15 protein-coding genes and 1 pseudogene are annotated in these 14,748 nt (G+C 55.9%); 13 read left to right on the top strand and 3 right to left on the bottom strand.

All coding sequences use genetic code 11. From position 1 onward, the window contains the following. The first annotated feature begins 6 nt into the window (after positions 1-6). From ACZ1GM_RS12235 to ACZ1GM_RS12190, 10 genes are all read left to right on the top strand, one after another. Positions 7-369 carry a hypothetical protein gene (locus ACZ1GM_RS12235; protein WP_472676703.1) on the top strand — a complete coding sequence of 121 codons (363 nt, stop codon included), beginning with the start codon at positions 7-9 and terminating at the stop codon, positions 367-369. A gap of 53 nt (positions 370-422) precedes the next feature. Then, positions 423-1,613 carry a parallel beta-helix domain-containing protein gene (locus tag ACZ1GM_RS12230; protein WP_472676702.1) on the top strand — a complete coding sequence of 397 codons (1,191 nt, stop codon included), beginning with the start codon at positions 423-425 and terminating at the stop codon, positions 1,611-1,613. After that, a complete protein-coding gene (locus ACZ1GM_RS12225; RefSeq protein ID WP_472676701.1) occupies positions 1,610-2,626 on the top strand; it encodes an SO2930 family diheme c-type cytochrome in 1,017 nt (338 codons plus the stop codon). Before ACZ1GM_RS12230 ends, ACZ1GM_RS12225 begins: the two co-directional genes overlap by 4 nt. Before the next feature lie 180 nt (positions 2,627-2,806). Beyond that, a complete protein-coding gene (locus ACZ1GM_RS12220) occupies positions 2,807-3,811 on the top strand; it encodes an alpha/beta fold hydrolase (protein ID WP_472676700.1) in 1,005 nt (334 codons plus the stop codon). A gap of 103 nt (positions 3,812-3,914) precedes the next feature. Then, positions 3,915-4,670 carry an aspartate/glutamate racemase family protein gene (locus ACZ1GM_RS12215; protein WP_472676699.1) on the top strand — a complete coding sequence of 252 codons (756 nt, stop codon included), beginning with the start codon at positions 3,915-3,917 and terminating at the stop codon, positions 4,668-4,670. A gap of 17 nt (positions 4,671-4,687) precedes the next feature. After that, positions 4,688-5,848, top strand: coding sequence for a deoxyguanosinetriphosphate triphosphohydrolase (locus tag ACZ1GM_RS12210; protein WP_472676698.1), 1,161 nt, complete (start codon positions 4,688-4,690; stop codon positions 5,846-5,848). Next, positions 5,841-6,536, top strand: a complete 696-nt coding sequence (locus tag ACZ1GM_RS12205; protein ID WP_472676697.1) for an NAD(P)H-binding protein — start codon at positions 5,841-5,843, stop codon at positions 6,534-6,536. The genes ACZ1GM_RS12210 and ACZ1GM_RS12205 overlap by 8 nt, the downstream gene beginning before the upstream one ends. A gap of 273 nt (positions 6,537-6,809) precedes the next feature. Then, the gene (locus tag ACZ1GM_RS12200) at positions 6,810-6,998 is read left to right on the top strand and encodes an abscisic acid-deficient protein Aba4 family protein (protein WP_472676696.1); all 189 of its coding nucleotides are present in this window, start codon (positions 6,810-6,812) and stop codon (positions 6,996-6,998) included. 66 nt (positions 6,999-7,064) lie between these two features. Beyond that, a complete protein-coding gene (locus ACZ1GM_RS12195) occupies positions 7,065-8,618 on the top strand; it encodes a long-chain-fatty-acid--CoA ligase (RefSeq protein WP_472676695.1) in 1,554 nt (517 codons plus the stop codon). Between the two features lie 9 nt (positions 8,619-8,627). Continuing rightward, positions 8,628-9,224, top strand: coding sequence for a DUF938 domain-containing protein (locus tag ACZ1GM_RS12190; protein ID WP_472676694.1), 597 nt, complete (start codon positions 8,628-8,630; stop codon positions 9,222-9,224). Here the strand turns inward: ACZ1GM_RS12190 and ACZ1GM_RS12185 are convergent. Together ACZ1GM_RS12185 and ACZ1GM_RS12180 are read right to left on the bottom strand one after the other, a co-directional pair. Next, positions 9,221-9,349 (bottom strand): hypothetical protein, encoded by a 129-nt coding sequence (locus ACZ1GM_RS12185; protein ID WP_472676693.1) that lies wholly within the window; start codon positions 9,347-9,349, stop codon positions 9,221-9,223. The genes ACZ1GM_RS12190 and ACZ1GM_RS12185 overlap by 4 nt on opposite strands. A gap of 110 nt (positions 9,350-9,459) precedes the next feature. Next, positions 9,460-9,585 carry a hypothetical protein gene (locus ACZ1GM_RS12180; protein ID WP_472676692.1) on the bottom strand — a complete coding sequence of 42 codons (126 nt, stop codon included), beginning with the start codon at positions 9,583-9,585 and terminating at the stop codon, positions 9,460-9,462. 109 nt (positions 9,586-9,694) lie between these two features. Between ACZ1GM_RS12180 and ACZ1GM_RS12175 the strand changes: the two genes are divergently transcribed. Then, positions 9,695-9,946, top strand: coding sequence for a hypothetical protein (locus tag ACZ1GM_RS12175; protein WP_472676691.1), 252 nt, complete (start codon positions 9,695-9,697; stop codon positions 9,944-9,946). Between the two features lie 130 nt (positions 9,947-10,076). Here ACZ1GM_RS12175 and ACZ1GM_RS12170 read toward each other — a convergent pair whose 3' ends face one another. Then, a complete protein-coding gene (locus tag ACZ1GM_RS12170) occupies positions 10,077-11,615 on the bottom strand; it encodes a CpaF family protein (protein WP_472676690.1) in 1,539 nt (512 codons plus the stop codon). A 184-nt stretch (positions 11,616-11,799) separates the two neighbouring features. Between ACZ1GM_RS12170 and ACZ1GM_RS12165 the strand changes: the two genes are divergently transcribed. Both ACZ1GM_RS12165 and glmS read left to right on the top strand, forming a co-directional pair. Further along, positions 11,800-12,705 (top strand): DMT family transporter, encoded by a 906-nt coding sequence (locus ACZ1GM_RS12165; protein ID WP_472676689.1) that lies wholly within the window; start codon positions 11,800-11,802, stop codon positions 12,703-12,705. A gap of 93 nt (positions 12,706-12,798) precedes the next feature. After that, a pseudogene (gene glmS / locus ACZ1GM_RS12160) lies at positions 12,799-14,624 on the top strand (glutamine--fructose-6-phosphate transaminase (isomerizing)). Positions 14,625-14,748 lie beyond the last annotated feature (124 nt).

Raw genomic sequence — 14,748 nt, 5'->3', positions numbered from 1 at the left:
ACGTCGATGCGCAAGCTAATCGTCCTGCTGCTCTTGCTCGTCGCCCTTGCAGGCGCCACTTGGTATTTGCTGCGCGATGACGGCTTGATCGAAGCGGTCACCGAAGACACCATTCGCACGACGCTGCTCGAAAATCGCATTCCTGAGCCAATGGCGAATTGCATGGCACCGCGCCTTGTTGATCGCCTGTCGCTCAATCAACTGCGCAAGCTGAAACGTATTGCGCCAGAGGACGGTGAGAGCGCGATCCCGCTGTCTACCGGAGAGGCGATGGCGCGGCTGCGCCGGGTCGATGATCGCGACGCGGTTGAAACACTGGTCGTTGTCGCCGGCCGATGCGGCATCGATCTGATGCTGCAGGGTCTATAACCACACTTGCAATTGCCACCTCTTGCGGCACAATGCGGTGGAGGGAGAGGCTTATGAAAAATCTGGCACTATCTGCACTGCTATTGGCTGGCGCATCACCTGTGTGGGCAGAGGTTCATACCATCGAGCCGGGTGAAGGCGTGCAGGAACGCTTGCAAGAGGCGCTGATTCTTGCGGAGCCGGGTGACGAAGTTGTCCTGAAAGCGGGGCGATTTGAGTTAACCGATGGGCTGAGCCTCGACGTCGACGACGTGACAGTGCGCGGCGAGGGTATGAATGCAAGCGTGCTCGATTTCACCAATCAGCAAGGCGCGGGCGAGGGTTTGCTCGTCACCTCAGATGGTGTGACACTGCGCGATTTCGCGGTGGAAAATGCCAAGGGCGATGGGATCAAGTCCAAGGGCGCAGATCAGATTGTCTATCACGCGCTGCGCGTCGAATGGACCAACGGCCCGGATGCGTCCAACGGCGCCTATGGCATTTACCCGGTCGAGGCGCGCGATATTCTGGTGCAGGACAGCTACGTGCGCGGTGCATCGGACGCGGGCATTTATGTCGGCCAGTCAGAGAACATCATCGTACGTCGCAACCGTGTGGTTGAAAATGTCGCCGGGATCGAAATTGAGAACAGCAATCGCGCCGAGGTGACAGAAAACCTCGCCACGAAAAATACTGGCGGTATTCTGGTGTTTGACCTGCCCGGTTTGCCCAAGGTGGGCGGCGGTGATGTGCTGGTCGCGCGCAATGCGGTGATCGACAACAACACCGATAATTTTGCGCCAGAGGGCAATATTGTCGCCAGCGTGCCGGCGGGCACAGGCGTGATGATTATGGCGAACAAATCAGTGATTATCAGCGAAAATGCCCTGATAAATAACGGCACTGCGCATGTCTTGCTGACGGCTTATCGACAGCCCTTTGATGATGACCGCTACGAGCCGCGCCCGATCTTCACGACTATTGCCGATAATGTCTATGGGCGTGTGGGATATATGGCAGACTTGCCGGGTGGTGATTTGTTGAGAGCGGCGATAGGCGCAGATTTGCCCCCAATCTTGACTGACGGGTTGCATCAAGAATTAACGCTAAATGATCGTGTTGCGATGTTGTCGCTCAATCTGCCCTCGCTTGATGCTGCGCTTGATAAAAGCATGCCTCAGGTTACGACGAATGACCTCGGTAAAGCGTATGTGCCGCTGCCGCCCGTGACCCTGCCCGCAGGTATGGAGTCGCGCCTTAAGTGAACGCCAAGTCGGCCTTGCTTGGGATTGCTGCGCTGGCTTGTGCTGCTGGCGTAGTATCTCACTCAACCGCGCGAACGCCTGTGCGGGTGAACGATCAGGCGGTGATGGAAGGTATCCCGAAGCAGCTTTCTGAATTCGGATTTTTCTACAGTCCGCGTGACCAGAAGTCAGTCGACGCTGTTCCGTACGAATTGAACACACCGCTCTATTCCGATGGCGCGGATAAATTGCGCTTTGCTTATATTCCAAGCGGACAGCAAGTGGTCGCCGATGCGGATGGGCTGCTGCAATTTCCAGCGGGCAGCGCGCTGATCAAAACCTTTGCTTTTGGAGAGGGGACAGAACGTCGGCTGATCGAAACGCGCGTGTTGCTGAACCGGGAAGGCGGCTGGGTGGCACTTCCCTATCGCTGGAATGACGAACAGACCGATGCGCGGCTGGCATTGGCGGGTGGACGTGTGCCGATCACTACGCCGGATGGTGAGGAAATCAGCTATCGCATCCCGAACAAGAACCAATGCAAGCAATGCCATGTGAAAGATGGGGCGGTGACGCCCATTGGCCCGAAGGCGCGCAATCTCAGCGCTGAGTGGATGAACGAGCTGGCCGAGCGTCAGGTGCTGTCGGAAGTGCCCGACGGAACTGACGTCTTGCCGCTTTGGGCAACACGTGCAGCTTATGATAGCGAAGAGCTTGCCCGTGCATATCTTGATGTGAATTGCGCGCATTGCCATCAACCTGGGGGAAGTGCCTCGAATAGCGGGCTCGACCTGCGTTGGGAGCAGGATGATCCACATGCTATCGGCATCCGCAAGCCGCCCGTCGCTGCGGGTCGTGGGGCAGGCGGGCTGCTGGTTTCGATAGCGCCAGGAGAGCCGGATAAATCAATTCTGGTTCATCGGATGGGGTCGACCGATCCCGGTGTTGCCATGCCGGAATTGGGCAAAAGCACGATTGACAAAGATGGGCTTGATGCCGTGACGCGCTGGATTGCGGGGATGCCGGCAACGTGACTTTCCTACAAATGCGGGTTGATGATATCCGGCGCTTATGACCGCACCTGGCACCCTCAAAACCCCACAATTCCGGCACTTTCAGCCGCTTGCTAAGGCGAGAGGTTTTTTGTTCCTGGACAGTGTTCCATGTGTTCCATCCAGTAGGATTACCGTTTTGACAGCTAAGGAGCGTTGCATATGAAATGGGTGCTGCGCGGGATAGCGCTTGTCTTCGCGATTGTGGTGATCGCCCTCATCGCTCTGCGTGTGCCGGATACTGATATTGCCGCGATGCAGGCCAAATATGGCGGTGAACCATCGCAGTATATTGAACTGGAAGATGGGCTGACGGTGCATCTGCGCGACGAGGGACCGCGCGACGGCATACCGATCATCCTGCTGCATGGATCGAACGCTGATATTCATACATGGCAGCCGTGGGTCGACCGGCTTAGCGATGAATATCGCGTTATCCGCTATGATCAGGTTGGCCATGGCCTGACCGGCCCAGCGATGGACGATACATATACGGTGTCAGCCTTTGTTGATGATGTGGATGCGGTTGCCGATGCTTTGGAGCTGGAAAACTTCATCCTCGCTGGCAACTCCATGGGCGGTGGGATCGCCATGGCCTACGCGATGGAGCACCCCGAAAGACTGGCAGGGCTTGTCCTGGTTGATGCGGGTGGGGCGGATATTGAACGAGAGGGAAGCGGCAATCTGTTCTTCACCCTCGCGCGTATCCCCGGCATCAATTCGATGCTGGCGACCATCACACCACGCTCCATGGTTGAACGTAGCCTCAAGCAAAGCGTCGCCAATCAGGATATCGTGACTGATGAGGCGGTGGATCGGTATTGGGAATTGGCCCGCTATCCCGGCAACCGCGCCGCATCGCTCAAGCGCTTTGCGACCCCGCGCCAGCCGTTCTCGAAGGATGCCGTTGCGCAGGTCCAGGTGCCGACATTGGTGATGTGGGGCGAACTCGATAGCCTGATCCCGTATGAGGCAGCCAATTGGTATATGGAGGCACTGCCTAACGCGACCCTCGTATCCTATGCAGCGATCGGGCACATCCCGATGGAGGAGGCGCCCGATCAAAGCGCCGCCGATTTTCGCGCTTGGATAGACAGCCTTGGTGTCGATAGCTCGGCGTCAGTTGCTTTAAATGAAAATAATGGTGAACCCGCTGGCGCAGAGTAACTCGTGCTGATAGGCCAAGGCCAGCTTCTAACCTCCACGTTGTGGCTACATTCTCTTACCAGACAGGGTCAGCTCTTTGCGAAAACTTGGACTAATTGGCGGCATGAGCTGGATTGCGACCCGCACCTATTACGAGCGGATCAACAAGCTCGTTCAAAGAAAGGCGGGGGCGCAATCGAGCGCGCCGATGCTGATCGAAAACCTCGACTACGCGCCGCTCTACAACATTGTCGATGAGGCGGAATGGGATCGTGCAGCGGCGACGATTGGCGATTCTGCCCAGCGGCTTGAGCAGGCCGGTGCGGAGGGTTTGGTTCTGTGCTCCAATGCCAAGCACCGTATTTATGACCGGATCGTGGAGCGGGTCTCGATTCCTGTTCTCGACGTGGCTGAGATTGTTGGGAAGACGATGGCCGAAGCGGGGGTGAAGCGGGCCTCCTTACTTGGCACGCGCACCGTCATGTCAGGCAATTTCTATCGTCGCAAACTTGTGGCTGCGGGCATCGACCTTTTGGCGCCAGAGGCAAATGATGTCGATACACTGGATCGGATCATCTTTGACGAGCTGATGATCGGTAAGGTTCGCCGCGATGCAGAGCGTACACTCAAGACCATCATCACTCAGCAAGAACAGGCAGGTGCTGAGGCAATTGTGCTTGGTTGCACCGAGCTGGAGCTGGTGGTGGACGATGATGCCAACGTATTGCCGATCTTCAACTCAGGCGCGCTGCATTGTCAGGCGGCGTACCGAATGGATACTGTCCACAAATTGAGCGCAAAAACTGCACGGGCAAGGGGGCTATATACAGTGGACTGCGAAGTTCGCTGTCTGTTCACGTTGTTCCCCGCGCGTCGCTGACCTAACTCCGGTTAACTATGTCGCTTGCACCCTACGCCGCTGATCCTGAACGCTCGAAAGGTCGTGAGTTTGCCCAGGATGATGATGGCGCGCGCGGCCCACGCAACGCGTTTCAGCGCGATCGTGACCGGATAATCCATTCAATCGCATTTCGACGCCTGCGCTCAAAAACACAGGTGTTTATCGCGCCTGATGGTGATCACTATCGTACGCGCCTGACGCATAGTCTTGAGGTCGCGCAGATTGGCCGCGTGATTGCCCGTGCGCTGAACCTTCATGAGGATCTGACAGAAGCTTTGTGTCTTGCCCATGATATCGGTCATCCACCTTTCGGTCATGCGGGCGAAAATGCGCTGTCGGCGGCGATGATCCATGCGGGTGGTTATTGCCACAATGCTCAGGGCCTGCGTACATTGACGCGGCTTGAAAGCCCGTATCCCGACCATGATGGCCTCAATCTCACATGGGAAACGCTGGAGGGAATGGCCAAGCATAACGGCCCGTTATCAGGTCCCAATTGGGCGATAACAGAGATTGACGCGGCGTTTCCGTTGGATCTGGGGCAATGGCCCTCGCTTGAAGCCCAGGTTGCCAATATTGCCGATGACATCGCTTACGACAATCACGATATTGATGATGGCTTGCGGGCGGGGTTCCTCCAGCTTGATGACTTGTTGGTGCTTGATTTCATGGCGGATCAATGGCGCAGGGTGGAGCGGCGGTTCCCCAATGCACCGCGCGATCGGCAATTGCGCGAGCTGGTCCGCGGGCAGATCGGCCTGATGGTCAATGATGTGCTGGAGCATACGCGCGCTCAGATCAGCGGCATCAGATCAATTGAGGAGGTACGTGATGCGGGCAAGGCTCTGGTGGCTTTCTCTCTGCCAATGCAAGAGCAAGAGCGTCGGCTGAAAAAATTCATGTATGATAAACTCTATTACCACCCAGAGCAGATCACGACTGCTGAACGCGCGAGGGAAGTGATTGCCAAGCTTTTCGTCGCGTATCAGCAGGATGGCACTACTCTTCCGGCGGCATGGCGTGAAACGCTACCCGATAGCGATCCGAACAAGAGCCGCCATATTGCCGATTTTGTGGCGGGCATGACTGATCGGTTTGCGATTGATCAATGCACGAAAATCTATGGCAAAGCGCCCGAGGGATTGAGCAATGTCTGATCCCCTTCGGCTGGCATTAGTCGGGGCCACTGGTCTGATTGGCAGATCTGTCATGGAAGTCTGTGTTGGTCGTGCCGACGTTAAACTGACCGCTATAGCGCGACGTGAAGTTCCGCTGCCCAAAGGTGCGCGGATGGAGATGTTTGTCGCTGAGCCGGATAAATGGGGCGAGGTGATTGAAGCGCTCAAGCCAACCGCAATGATCTGTGCACTGGGATCGACCTGGAAGAAGTCAGGCCGCGACGAACAGGCTTTTCGAGCAGTCGATCACGATCTGGTGTTGCGTGTCGCGCGGACCGCACTGGATCACGGTGTGAAGCGTTTCGTTGCCGTCAGCTCAGTTGGCGCAAACCCTCAGGCAAAGTCGTTTTATCTCCGGGTCAAAGGAGAGACTGACAAGGAGCTGCGCAGTCTGCGGTTTGACCGGCTCGACATCATGCGACCTGGTTTGCTGGTGGGCAAACGGAAAGATGATCTACGTCCAGGAGAGAAACTGGGCATCATGGCCAGCCCGTTGCTGAACCCTTTACTGCAGGGGCCATATCGCAAGTTTCGCGGCGTCAAGGCTGAAACGGTTGCACGTGCGGCTGTGGCCTTTGCGCAGCGCAAGGCGCGGGGGCGTTTCGCCCATGAGAACGAGGCGATTTTGAAAATGGCGGCGAGCCTTCCAGAACTTGCCGACCACTAGACCGGGGGGCGAATCACATGCCTTGGGATACGATTTTCAGCAGCGCTAATCTTTTGGCGATGGTTGCGTGGACGGTGCTGATCCTATCGCCGCGTCACAGGGCAGTTATGAATGGGTTGCTGTTCGGTGCTGTTGGATTGTTATCCCTGGCCTATGCGGTGCTCATTATTGGTTTGATGAGCGGCACGCTGGCCGGTGGTTCTGGCAATGGCGAGCCTGTGGGTTTTGGTAGCATCGCGGAAGTCCAGGCAATGCTTTCATCGTACCGGAGGGATGACTATTGGCTGGATTCATTATCTTGCCTTCGATTTGTTCGTCGGCATCTGGATTGCCAAAGAAGCGGACAAGCGAGGCGTGTCACGCTTTATCCAAGCGCCAGTGCTTCTTGCGACCTTCCTCGCAGGACCGCTTGGCTTGACACTGTGGTTCATCCTTTATGGTGCGTGGGCACGCAAGAAATAGGTGTTTTGCCGAATCTCCATTTCGTGTCACAAAGTTCAAAAATAATAAGACACGATTGGAGAGACCATGGATGCCACGCAGGATTTCCTCACCTTTGATGACTTTATCGATTATTGGGCGAAGGACCGGCCTGACCGCGTTGCCATCGAGCAAGACGGCAGACAGGTCACATTTGCCGAACTGGATGATCTGACAAAACGCATCATTGGTGTTTATCAGTCTTATGGGATCGGCTCGGGCGATCGCATTGCCTGGCTCGGCAAGAACCGTGATATCTTCTATGTCATGTTCCTTGCCGCTGCCCGCATGGGTGCGGTTATGGCCCCCATTGGTTGGCGCTTGGCCCCGGCAGAGGTGGACTATATCCTGCGTGATACCGGCGCGAAACTTGTGCTCACCGGCGACGGGTTTGAGGAAACCGCCAGCAATGTGGTCTGCCAAGGTGGCAATGATGCGGTCGTGATGAGCGAAACTGCGATACGCGCCGCCCTTGCCGAGGCGGCGCCGGCAAGCTTTGAGCCGTCACAGCCTGACGACACAGCGCTTCAGCTTTATACCAGCGGTACGACAGGCAATCCGAAAGGGGCAGAATTAAGCAATGCGAGCCTAGTCGCATTGCGTGGGCCATCGAAGGCTGCGGGGCTCCCTTGGATGCAGCATGAGCCAGAGGATGCGATGCTTGTTGCGATGCCATGTGCGCATATTGGCGGTTTGGGTATCGTCATCAGTTCGATCACCAGCGGGATCAAGGCAATCATTCAGGAAGAGTTTGATCCGGCTGAATTCCTCAAGGGAATTGAACAGGGTGGTACGCATATGTTTATTGTGCCGGCGGCCCTGCAAATGGTCATCACGCATCCCAATGCTGCCGACACCGACTTTTCTAATGTAAAATACCTGATGTATGGCGCCGCGCCGATGCCACTGGAACTGCTGAAACTGGCGGTGAAAACCATGCCGCAAGCAGGGATGTTGCAAGTGTTTGGAATGACCGAAACTGCTGGTTCGGTCAGTATGTTGCCGCCAGAGGATCACTCGTTAGAAGGCAATCAGCGCATGCGGTCCGCAGGCAAGGCAATGCCGGGTGTCGAGATCAAGATTGTTGATCCTGATGGCAATGAAATACCGCGAGGAGAGATTGGCGAGGTCGCCGTGAAATCTCCATCCAATATGAGCGGGTACTGGAACCTGCCAGATGCGACCAAAGGTGCTTTGCGCGATGGCTGGATGCACACCGGCGACGCGGCTCTGATGGATGATGATGGCTACATCTACATCCAGGACCGGATCAAAGACATGATCATATCCGGTGGCGAAAATGTCTATCCAGCAGAGGTTGAGAATGCGATTTTTGGGCATCCGGCGATTGCGGAGGTTGCCGTTATCGGGGTCCCTGATGAGAAATGGGGAGAGGCCGTGAAAGCCTGCGTCGTGTGCAAGCCTGGCGAAAGCGTCGATGAGGCCGATGTGATCGCCTATACGCGAGAGCGGGTTGCAGCTTTCAAAGCACCGAAAAGCGTTGACGTAATATCTGTGATGCCGCGCAACCCATCGGGCAAAATCCTACGCCGGCAGCTGCGTGAGCCATACTGGGCGGGGCAAGAGCGGCAAGTTCACTGAGTTGACGGCATGAAACGCCATGCCCCGGCAACCGCGCGCAATTCAGAAGCGATTGCGAGTGCGCTCGATCAGGAATTGCCCGAAACTGGTGCAGTTTTAGAGGTCGCCAGCGGTACGGGTGAGCATGTGGTGTTCTTTGCGCGGCGCTTCGCGCATCTCGAATGGCAGCCCACTGACCTTGATCGGTCAGCATTGGCTTCGATTGATGCCTATGCAGCTGAAGCAGGGCTGACAAACCTGCGCACCGCGCTGGAATTGGATGCTGGCAAAGCGATCTGGTCGGTCAACGAAGCTGATGCAATCCTGTGCATCAATATGGTCCATATCAGCCCATGGGAGGCGACAACCGGTTTGTTCCGTGGTGCGGCATCGGTGCTAGCGCACGGCGCGCCCTTGATCCTTTATGGGCCCTATCTGGAAGATGATGTGATGACTGCGGCATCGAACGTAGCATTCGATAAGAGCCTTCGAGATCGGAACCAGGATTGGGGCCTGCGTAATGTCGCTGATCTGGACGCGCTTGCTGAGCGGAGCGGACTGACCCGAACGGCCCGCCACGTTATGCCTGCAAATAATTTAAGCCTGATCTATCGGCGGATTTCCTAAGTCGCCTCGTCAACGGCATCTGCAGCCGACTTCAAATCGTCGCCTACACCGCGCACCGTGTTGCACGCTGTAGTTGAAATGATCAGTGCACTCATCAAGATCGGTGCCAGAATTTTGCGAACCATGGGCTTTCCTCGGGTTTGGTCAGAACGCAATTTTCGCAGATTTCCCGGCTTCCGCAAGCACAAAAAAGGCCCGCGCTTGGCGAGCCTTTCTTGATGCGATTGTCGTTCGTTCAGGTCTCTTCATCTACCGCATCAGCCGCAGATGTCAGATCGTCACCGACGCCGCGCACCGTGTTGCACGCTGCGGTGCCGAGTACCATTGTGAAAAGGCCTAACGTAAGGGCGATCTTTCGCATTTCTTTTCTCCTTAACCCGAAGAGCTCTTCGCATCTTCATTGTAAAGACGCATTATCGAGCAAGTAGTTCCATCATCCGTCCTATTGTGTATTCGGATCGGCGTGCCATATGCACGCCATGACTTGGTTTCACAGTCTTGTTTTCGCGAGCGATGCGATGTTGCTGGCGCTGTGGGGCGCGGGTTTTCTCGTCATCGCGTTGATTGCGTTGATTATGGAGCGTCGGCGCAGCAAAGGGCGGTCCATCGAGCATCTTGAGAATGTCGGATGGGTGCCGTGGACTAGCGTTTTCGTCGGCTGTGCGATTATCGGCGGCGGCATGCTGGCGATGAGCCTGCCGGTTGTGATTGGTAGTCTTTAGCTTAGACCTAGCCACCCGCACCCTCCACCCTTCCACCCGGAACCCACCGGAACACTATCCGGGTGGAAGGGTGGAGGGTGCGGGTGGCTAGACTGGCTGCATGGCGGATGCCATGCAGAACACAAACTTCCTACAAACACGCTTCCAGATACGCCTGATCAAACCCGAACTGACGAGCTTTTTCCAGCGTGTAAGGACGCAGGCCAGATGCACGGAATTCACCGATGATCTTGCCGTCCTCGCTCTCATCGAGATACTCGAATTTGAACAGGTTCTGCGTCACGATCACATCGCCTTCCATCCCGATCACTTCGGTAATGTCAGTGGTACGACGTGAACCGTCGCGCAGACGTTTCACCTGAACGATCAGGTCGACCGATTCAGCGATCTGGCGTGAAATTGCCTCTTTCGGGATCTTGATGTCGCCCATCAAAATCATGTTTTCCATACGGCCCAGGCACTCACGCGGGCTGTTGGCGTGAAGCGTACACATCGAGCCGTCGTGGCCCGTGTTCATGGCGGCGAGAAGGTCGAAACATTCTGCGCCACGAATCTCACCCAGGATGATCCGGTCTGGGCGCATACGCAGGGCGTTTTTAACAAGGTCACCGATGGTGATCGCGCCTTGCCCCTCGAGGTTTGGCGGGCGGGTTTCCAGCGGGAGCCAGTGTGGCTGCTGCAAACGAAGCTCGGCGGCATCCTCAATAGTCAGCACGCGCTCACCCGGGTCGATCATTTTCGACAGAGCGTTGAGCATGGTCGTCTTACCAGAACCGGTACCACCCGAGATAACAATATTCATTCGACAGGCGCCCGCAATCTTCAGCGCGGTACACATCTTCTCGCTCATGGAACCAAAGCCCTGAAGCATGTCGAGCGTGATTGGTTTCTCGGAGAACTTACGAATTGAGATCGCCGTACCTTTGAGAGATAGCGGTGGAACGATAACGTTCACACGCGAACCGTCTTTCAAGCGAGCGTCAGCAAGCGGGGTGGTTTGGTCAACGCGGCGACCAACCTGGTTCACAATGCGCTGCGCGATCTGGAACAGGTGCGTCTCATCGCGGAAACGGATCGGCGCGATAACCAGCTTACCGCCTTTTTCAATATAGGTCTGATCAGGACCGTTGACCATGATATCGGACACGTCCGGATCGCTCAGGAGTTCTTCGAGCGGACCAAAACCAAGCAGTTCGTCAACCAGAACTTTTTCAAGCGCGAATTGCTCGCGGCGGTTCAGAGTGACTTTCAGTTCTGCCAGAACCTCTAGGATGATTGGACGGAATTCCTCCGAGAGCTCTTCTTTCGAAAGCGTCGCAGCCGCTTCGGGATCGACCCGTTCGAGCAGTCGTGGAAGAACCTGTTCTTTGATCTTGTGGACGCTGGCTTCGAATCCGCCAATCTCGGCTTCGCTTGCATGCGTCGCGTTCATGCGCTCCGACAGACGTGCCATCGCATCGTCTTGGTTGGGGTTGCCGCTACTTGCCGGGGTTGGTGCAGGAGTTTCGGCCTTCTCGTCGGGAAGTGGCGGGAACTGTTCGCCGCCTTTTTCGGCATCATCTTCAGAAGATGAGCCGCCGCCGCTGCGCATAGGTTTGGCCACGCCAAACTGTGGACGGGCGCCGGGTTTCATACCACCCGATCCGTTTTTCCGGCCAAATGCGCTCATGGACTAAACCCCCAAAACCAAACTCAAAAAATCTAAACACGACACAACTGAGTGCGATCTCAGGTGCATCTGACATAGTTTGGTGAATAATTCGGAAACCTTGATTTTTTCCTAAGCGCTCTTGCCCAAATCTATGCGGGCTGGCACGCGCGAAGACACGCGATGTGTGGTGGCGAGCAAAACAATGCAAAATACTGAACGTAATGGTGTTTTGCTCGCTTTGGCGGGTTTCGCTCTGCTTTCTTGTGGCGACGCCGTCATCAAAACTATTGCAGGCACATGGTCTCCTCTCGCTGTCGCCGCGCTTCGGTTTACTATCGGTGCGGTTGGCCTTTCGATACTAGTCTTATGGAAAGAGGGTATCACGGCGTTCAGACCAAGAAACCTGCGGTTGCAGGTCGTGCGTGGGATGTGTCTGGCATTTGCCACCTTGTGTTTCTTCTCAGCCATTTTTGTCATGCCGCTGGCAGAGGCGATGGCGCTTACTTTTGTATCGCCAATTTTTGTCGCATTGCTTAGCTGGCCGCTGCTCGGCGAACGCGTCCGCCCAATTGTCTGGTGCGTTTCTGCGATTGCACTCGTCGGTGTAGGCTTGGTCTTACGCCCCAATCTGGCGGAATTGGGTTGGGTGGCGGCCCTGCCAATTACCTCCGCATTTTTCTTCGCTTTGATGATGATCGCCAACCGGGCGAGTGCGGGTCAGGGTAGCGCCCTATCCATGCAGATGTTCATCGCCGTATTCGCGTGTCCATTTCTCATCATCGCCGCGTTCTTGGGCGACAAGAGCGATAATGCGGCATTAGCCGTGACATGGCCAAGCTGGGATGTGGTGGCGCGATGCACTCTGGTTGCTGTGTCTGCCACCACGGCGCACTGGCTCACATACCTTGGGATCATGCGCGCCGGTGCTGCTACCATCGCCCCGACAACCTACATTCAATTGATAGTCGCCGGCATTCTCGGATGGTTGGTTTTTCAGGACATTCCCGATCTGCTCTCGATGATTGGCGCTCTGATTATTGTAAGCGGAGGTGTACTTTTGTGGCGAAGCACAAAGGCTCCACTCATGGTGCGTTCACGAGACACTTAGCACCGCAGAGATTGATTGGCGGATATTTAGCGTTATTGCGGCAATCAATGGGCTTCGTCGGCCCGAGTTCCACCCAAGAAGGTTTTGAATAGTATGTGCGGAATTATCGGTATCGTCAGCAATGATCCGGTCGCCGACCGTTTGGTCGATGGTCTTCGGCGGATGGAATATCGCGGATATGACAGCGCCGGTGTTTGCACCGTGTCCGATGGCCAATTGGTTCGCCGCCGGGCGGAGGGTAAGTTGGCTAATCTTGTGGGCGTTCTCGGTGGCGATCCCGCGCCTGGGACCGTGGGTATTGCCCATACACGCTGGGCGACGCATGGCGCGCCAACAACCTCCAACGCTCACCCACACGCGACTGAGCATCTCGCGCTCGTGCACAATGGTATTATTGAGAATTTCAAAGAGCTTCGAGCGGATTTTGAAGGCGAGAACCGCAATTTTGAAAGCGAGACTGACACTGAGGTCGTTGCGCACCTCATTTCTCGCGAAGTTGAGAATGGAGCTTCGCCTGAAGAAGCCGTTCGTTCGGTGTTGCCAAGATTGCGAGGAGCCTTCGCGCTTGCGATCACGTTTCGTGAGTATCCTGATCTCTTGATCGGTGCGCGCCGCGGTTCGCCGCTCGTCGTTGGTTATGGCGATGGCGAAATGTTCTTGGGGTCTGATGCGTTGGCTTTGGCACCACTGACACAGCAGATTACTTACCTGGAAGAAGGTGACTGGGTGATCATTGAGCGCGAAAATGCGCGCATCTTTGATGAAGAAAACAACGCGGTCGAACGCGATGTTACGACCTCTGGTGCATCCGCGGTACCGCAGTGGAGAAGGGCAATTATCGCCACTTCATGCAGAAGGAGATTTTTGAGCAGCCGACAGTGGTCGCGCAAACGCTCTCATCATACCTGCGGCAATCGGATAATTCGGTGGCCCTGCCGCAATTTGATTTCGACATTTCCGAGATTCGCCGCGTCACAATTGTCGCGTGTGGCACATCCTATTACGCTGGGCTTGTCGCGAAATACTGGTTTGAGCAATTTGCACGCGTACCCGTCGACATCGATGTTGCCAGTGAGTTTCGCTATCGTGAACCAGTGCTCGAAGACGGTGGTCTGGCGCTGTTTATCAGCCAGAGTGGTGAGACTGCTGACACATTGGCCGCGCTGCGTCATTGCAAGGAAAACGGCCAGACAATCGCCGTAGTCGTGAATGTTCCGACCAGTTCCATGGCTCGCGAAGCTGATTTGCTTTTGCCGACGCATGCCGGCCCTGAAATTGGGGTCGCCTCGACCAAAGCATTTACGTGCCAGCTCGCGGTTCTGGCTGCTCTTGCCGCGCATATGGCAGTGATGAAAGGCCTGATGTCGCGCGCGGAGGAGCAAGAGGTTGTTGAGCATCTTCTCGAAGCGCCAGCGAGCCTCAACGCAGCGTTGGATCATGATGATGACATTGCCGCTATGGCTCCACTGATCGCGCCTGCCCGCGATGTCCTGTATTTGGGGCGTGGGCAAGACTTCCCGCTGGCGATGGAAGGGGCGCTAAAACTCAAGGAAATCAGCTATATCCACGCCGAAGGATATGCGTCGGGTGAGATGAAGCATGGCCCGATTGCGCTGATAGACGATGAAGTGCCGGTGATAGTGATCGCGCCATCTGGGCCGCTGTTTGAAAAGACTGTTTCGAATATGGAAGAAGTGCGCGCACGCGGTGGCAAGATTGTGCTCATTTCCGATGCAGAGGGGCTGGCAGAGGCAAGCGAAGGCTGCATGGCGACAATCGAGATGCCCAAGGTACATCCTCTGATCGCACCTCTGGTTTATGCAGTGCCTGTTCAACTGCTCGCATACCACGTTGCGTGCGTGAAGGGCACTGATGTCGATCAACCGCGTAATTTGGCCAAGTCCGTCACGGTTGAATGACGGCAAAAACGGGATGCTACAATTGGGTTAGCTGGTGTGGTTAATTTCACCTAAATTTCCCAATGATTTCGGGGACTTCTCCTTTACCACGCTATAACTATTTCCGCGTAGTAGCGGCTCCGTG

Source organism: Qipengyuania sp. JB2-7, assembly GCF_055693485.1.
Note: the sequence above shows the minus strand (reverse complement) of the source record. Positions and strands in the feature narration are given on the sequence as shown.

Excerpts from the sequence above, each read along its gene's own strand:
- ACZ1GM_RS12235 (WP_472676703.1), top strand. The coding sequence starts at position 7 with ATGCGCAAGCTAATCGTCCTGCTGCTCTTGCTCGTCGCCCTTGCAGGC.
- ACZ1GM_RS12230 (WP_472676702.1), top strand. The coding sequence starts at position 423 with ATGAAAAATCTGGCACTATCTGCACTGCTATTGGCTGGCGCATCACCT.
- ACZ1GM_RS12220 (WP_472676700.1), top strand. The coding sequence starts at position 2,807 with ATGAAATGGGTGCTGCGCGGGATAGCGCTTGTCTTCGCGATTGTGGTG.
- ACZ1GM_RS12215 (WP_472676699.1), top strand. The coding sequence starts at position 3,915 with ATGAGCTGGATTGCGACCCGCACCTATTACGAGCGGATCAACAAGCTC.
- ACZ1GM_RS12210 (WP_472676698.1), top strand. The coding sequence starts at position 4,688 with ATGTCGCTTGCACCCTACGCCGCTGATCCTGAACGCTCGAAAGGTCGT.
- ACZ1GM_RS12205 (WP_472676697.1), top strand. The coding sequence starts at position 5,841 with ATGTCTGATCCCCTTCGGCTGGCATTAGTCGGGGCCACTGGTCTGATT.
- ACZ1GM_RS12200 (WP_472676696.1), top strand. The coding sequence starts at position 6,810 with ATGACTATTGGCTGGATTCATTATCTTGCCTTCGATTTGTTCGTCGGC.
- ACZ1GM_RS12195 (WP_472676695.1), top strand. The coding sequence starts at position 7,065 with ATGGATGCCACGCAGGATTTCCTCACCTTTGATGACTTTATCGATTAT.
- ACZ1GM_RS12190 (WP_472676694.1), top strand. The coding sequence starts at position 8,628 with ATGAAACGCCATGCCCCGGCAACCGCGCGCAATTCAGAAGCGATTGCG.
- ACZ1GM_RS12185 (WP_472676693.1), bottom strand. The coding sequence starts at position 9,349 with ATGGTTCGCAAAATTCTGGCACCGATCTTGATGAGTGCACTGATCATT.
- ACZ1GM_RS12180 (WP_472676692.1), bottom strand. The coding sequence starts at position 9,585 with ATGCGAAAGATCGCCCTTACGTTAGGCCTTTTCACAATGGTACTCGGC.
- ACZ1GM_RS12175 (WP_472676691.1), top strand. The coding sequence starts at position 9,695 with ATGCACGCCATGACTTGGTTTCACAGTCTTGTTTTCGCGAGCGATGCG.
- ACZ1GM_RS12170 (WP_472676690.1), bottom strand. The coding sequence starts at position 11,615 with ATGAGCGCATTTGGCCGGAAAAACGGATCGGGTGGTATGAAACCCGGC.
- ACZ1GM_RS12165 (WP_472676689.1), top strand. The coding sequence starts at position 11,800 with ATGCAAAATACTGAACGTAATGGTGTTTTGCTCGCTTTGGCGGGTTTC.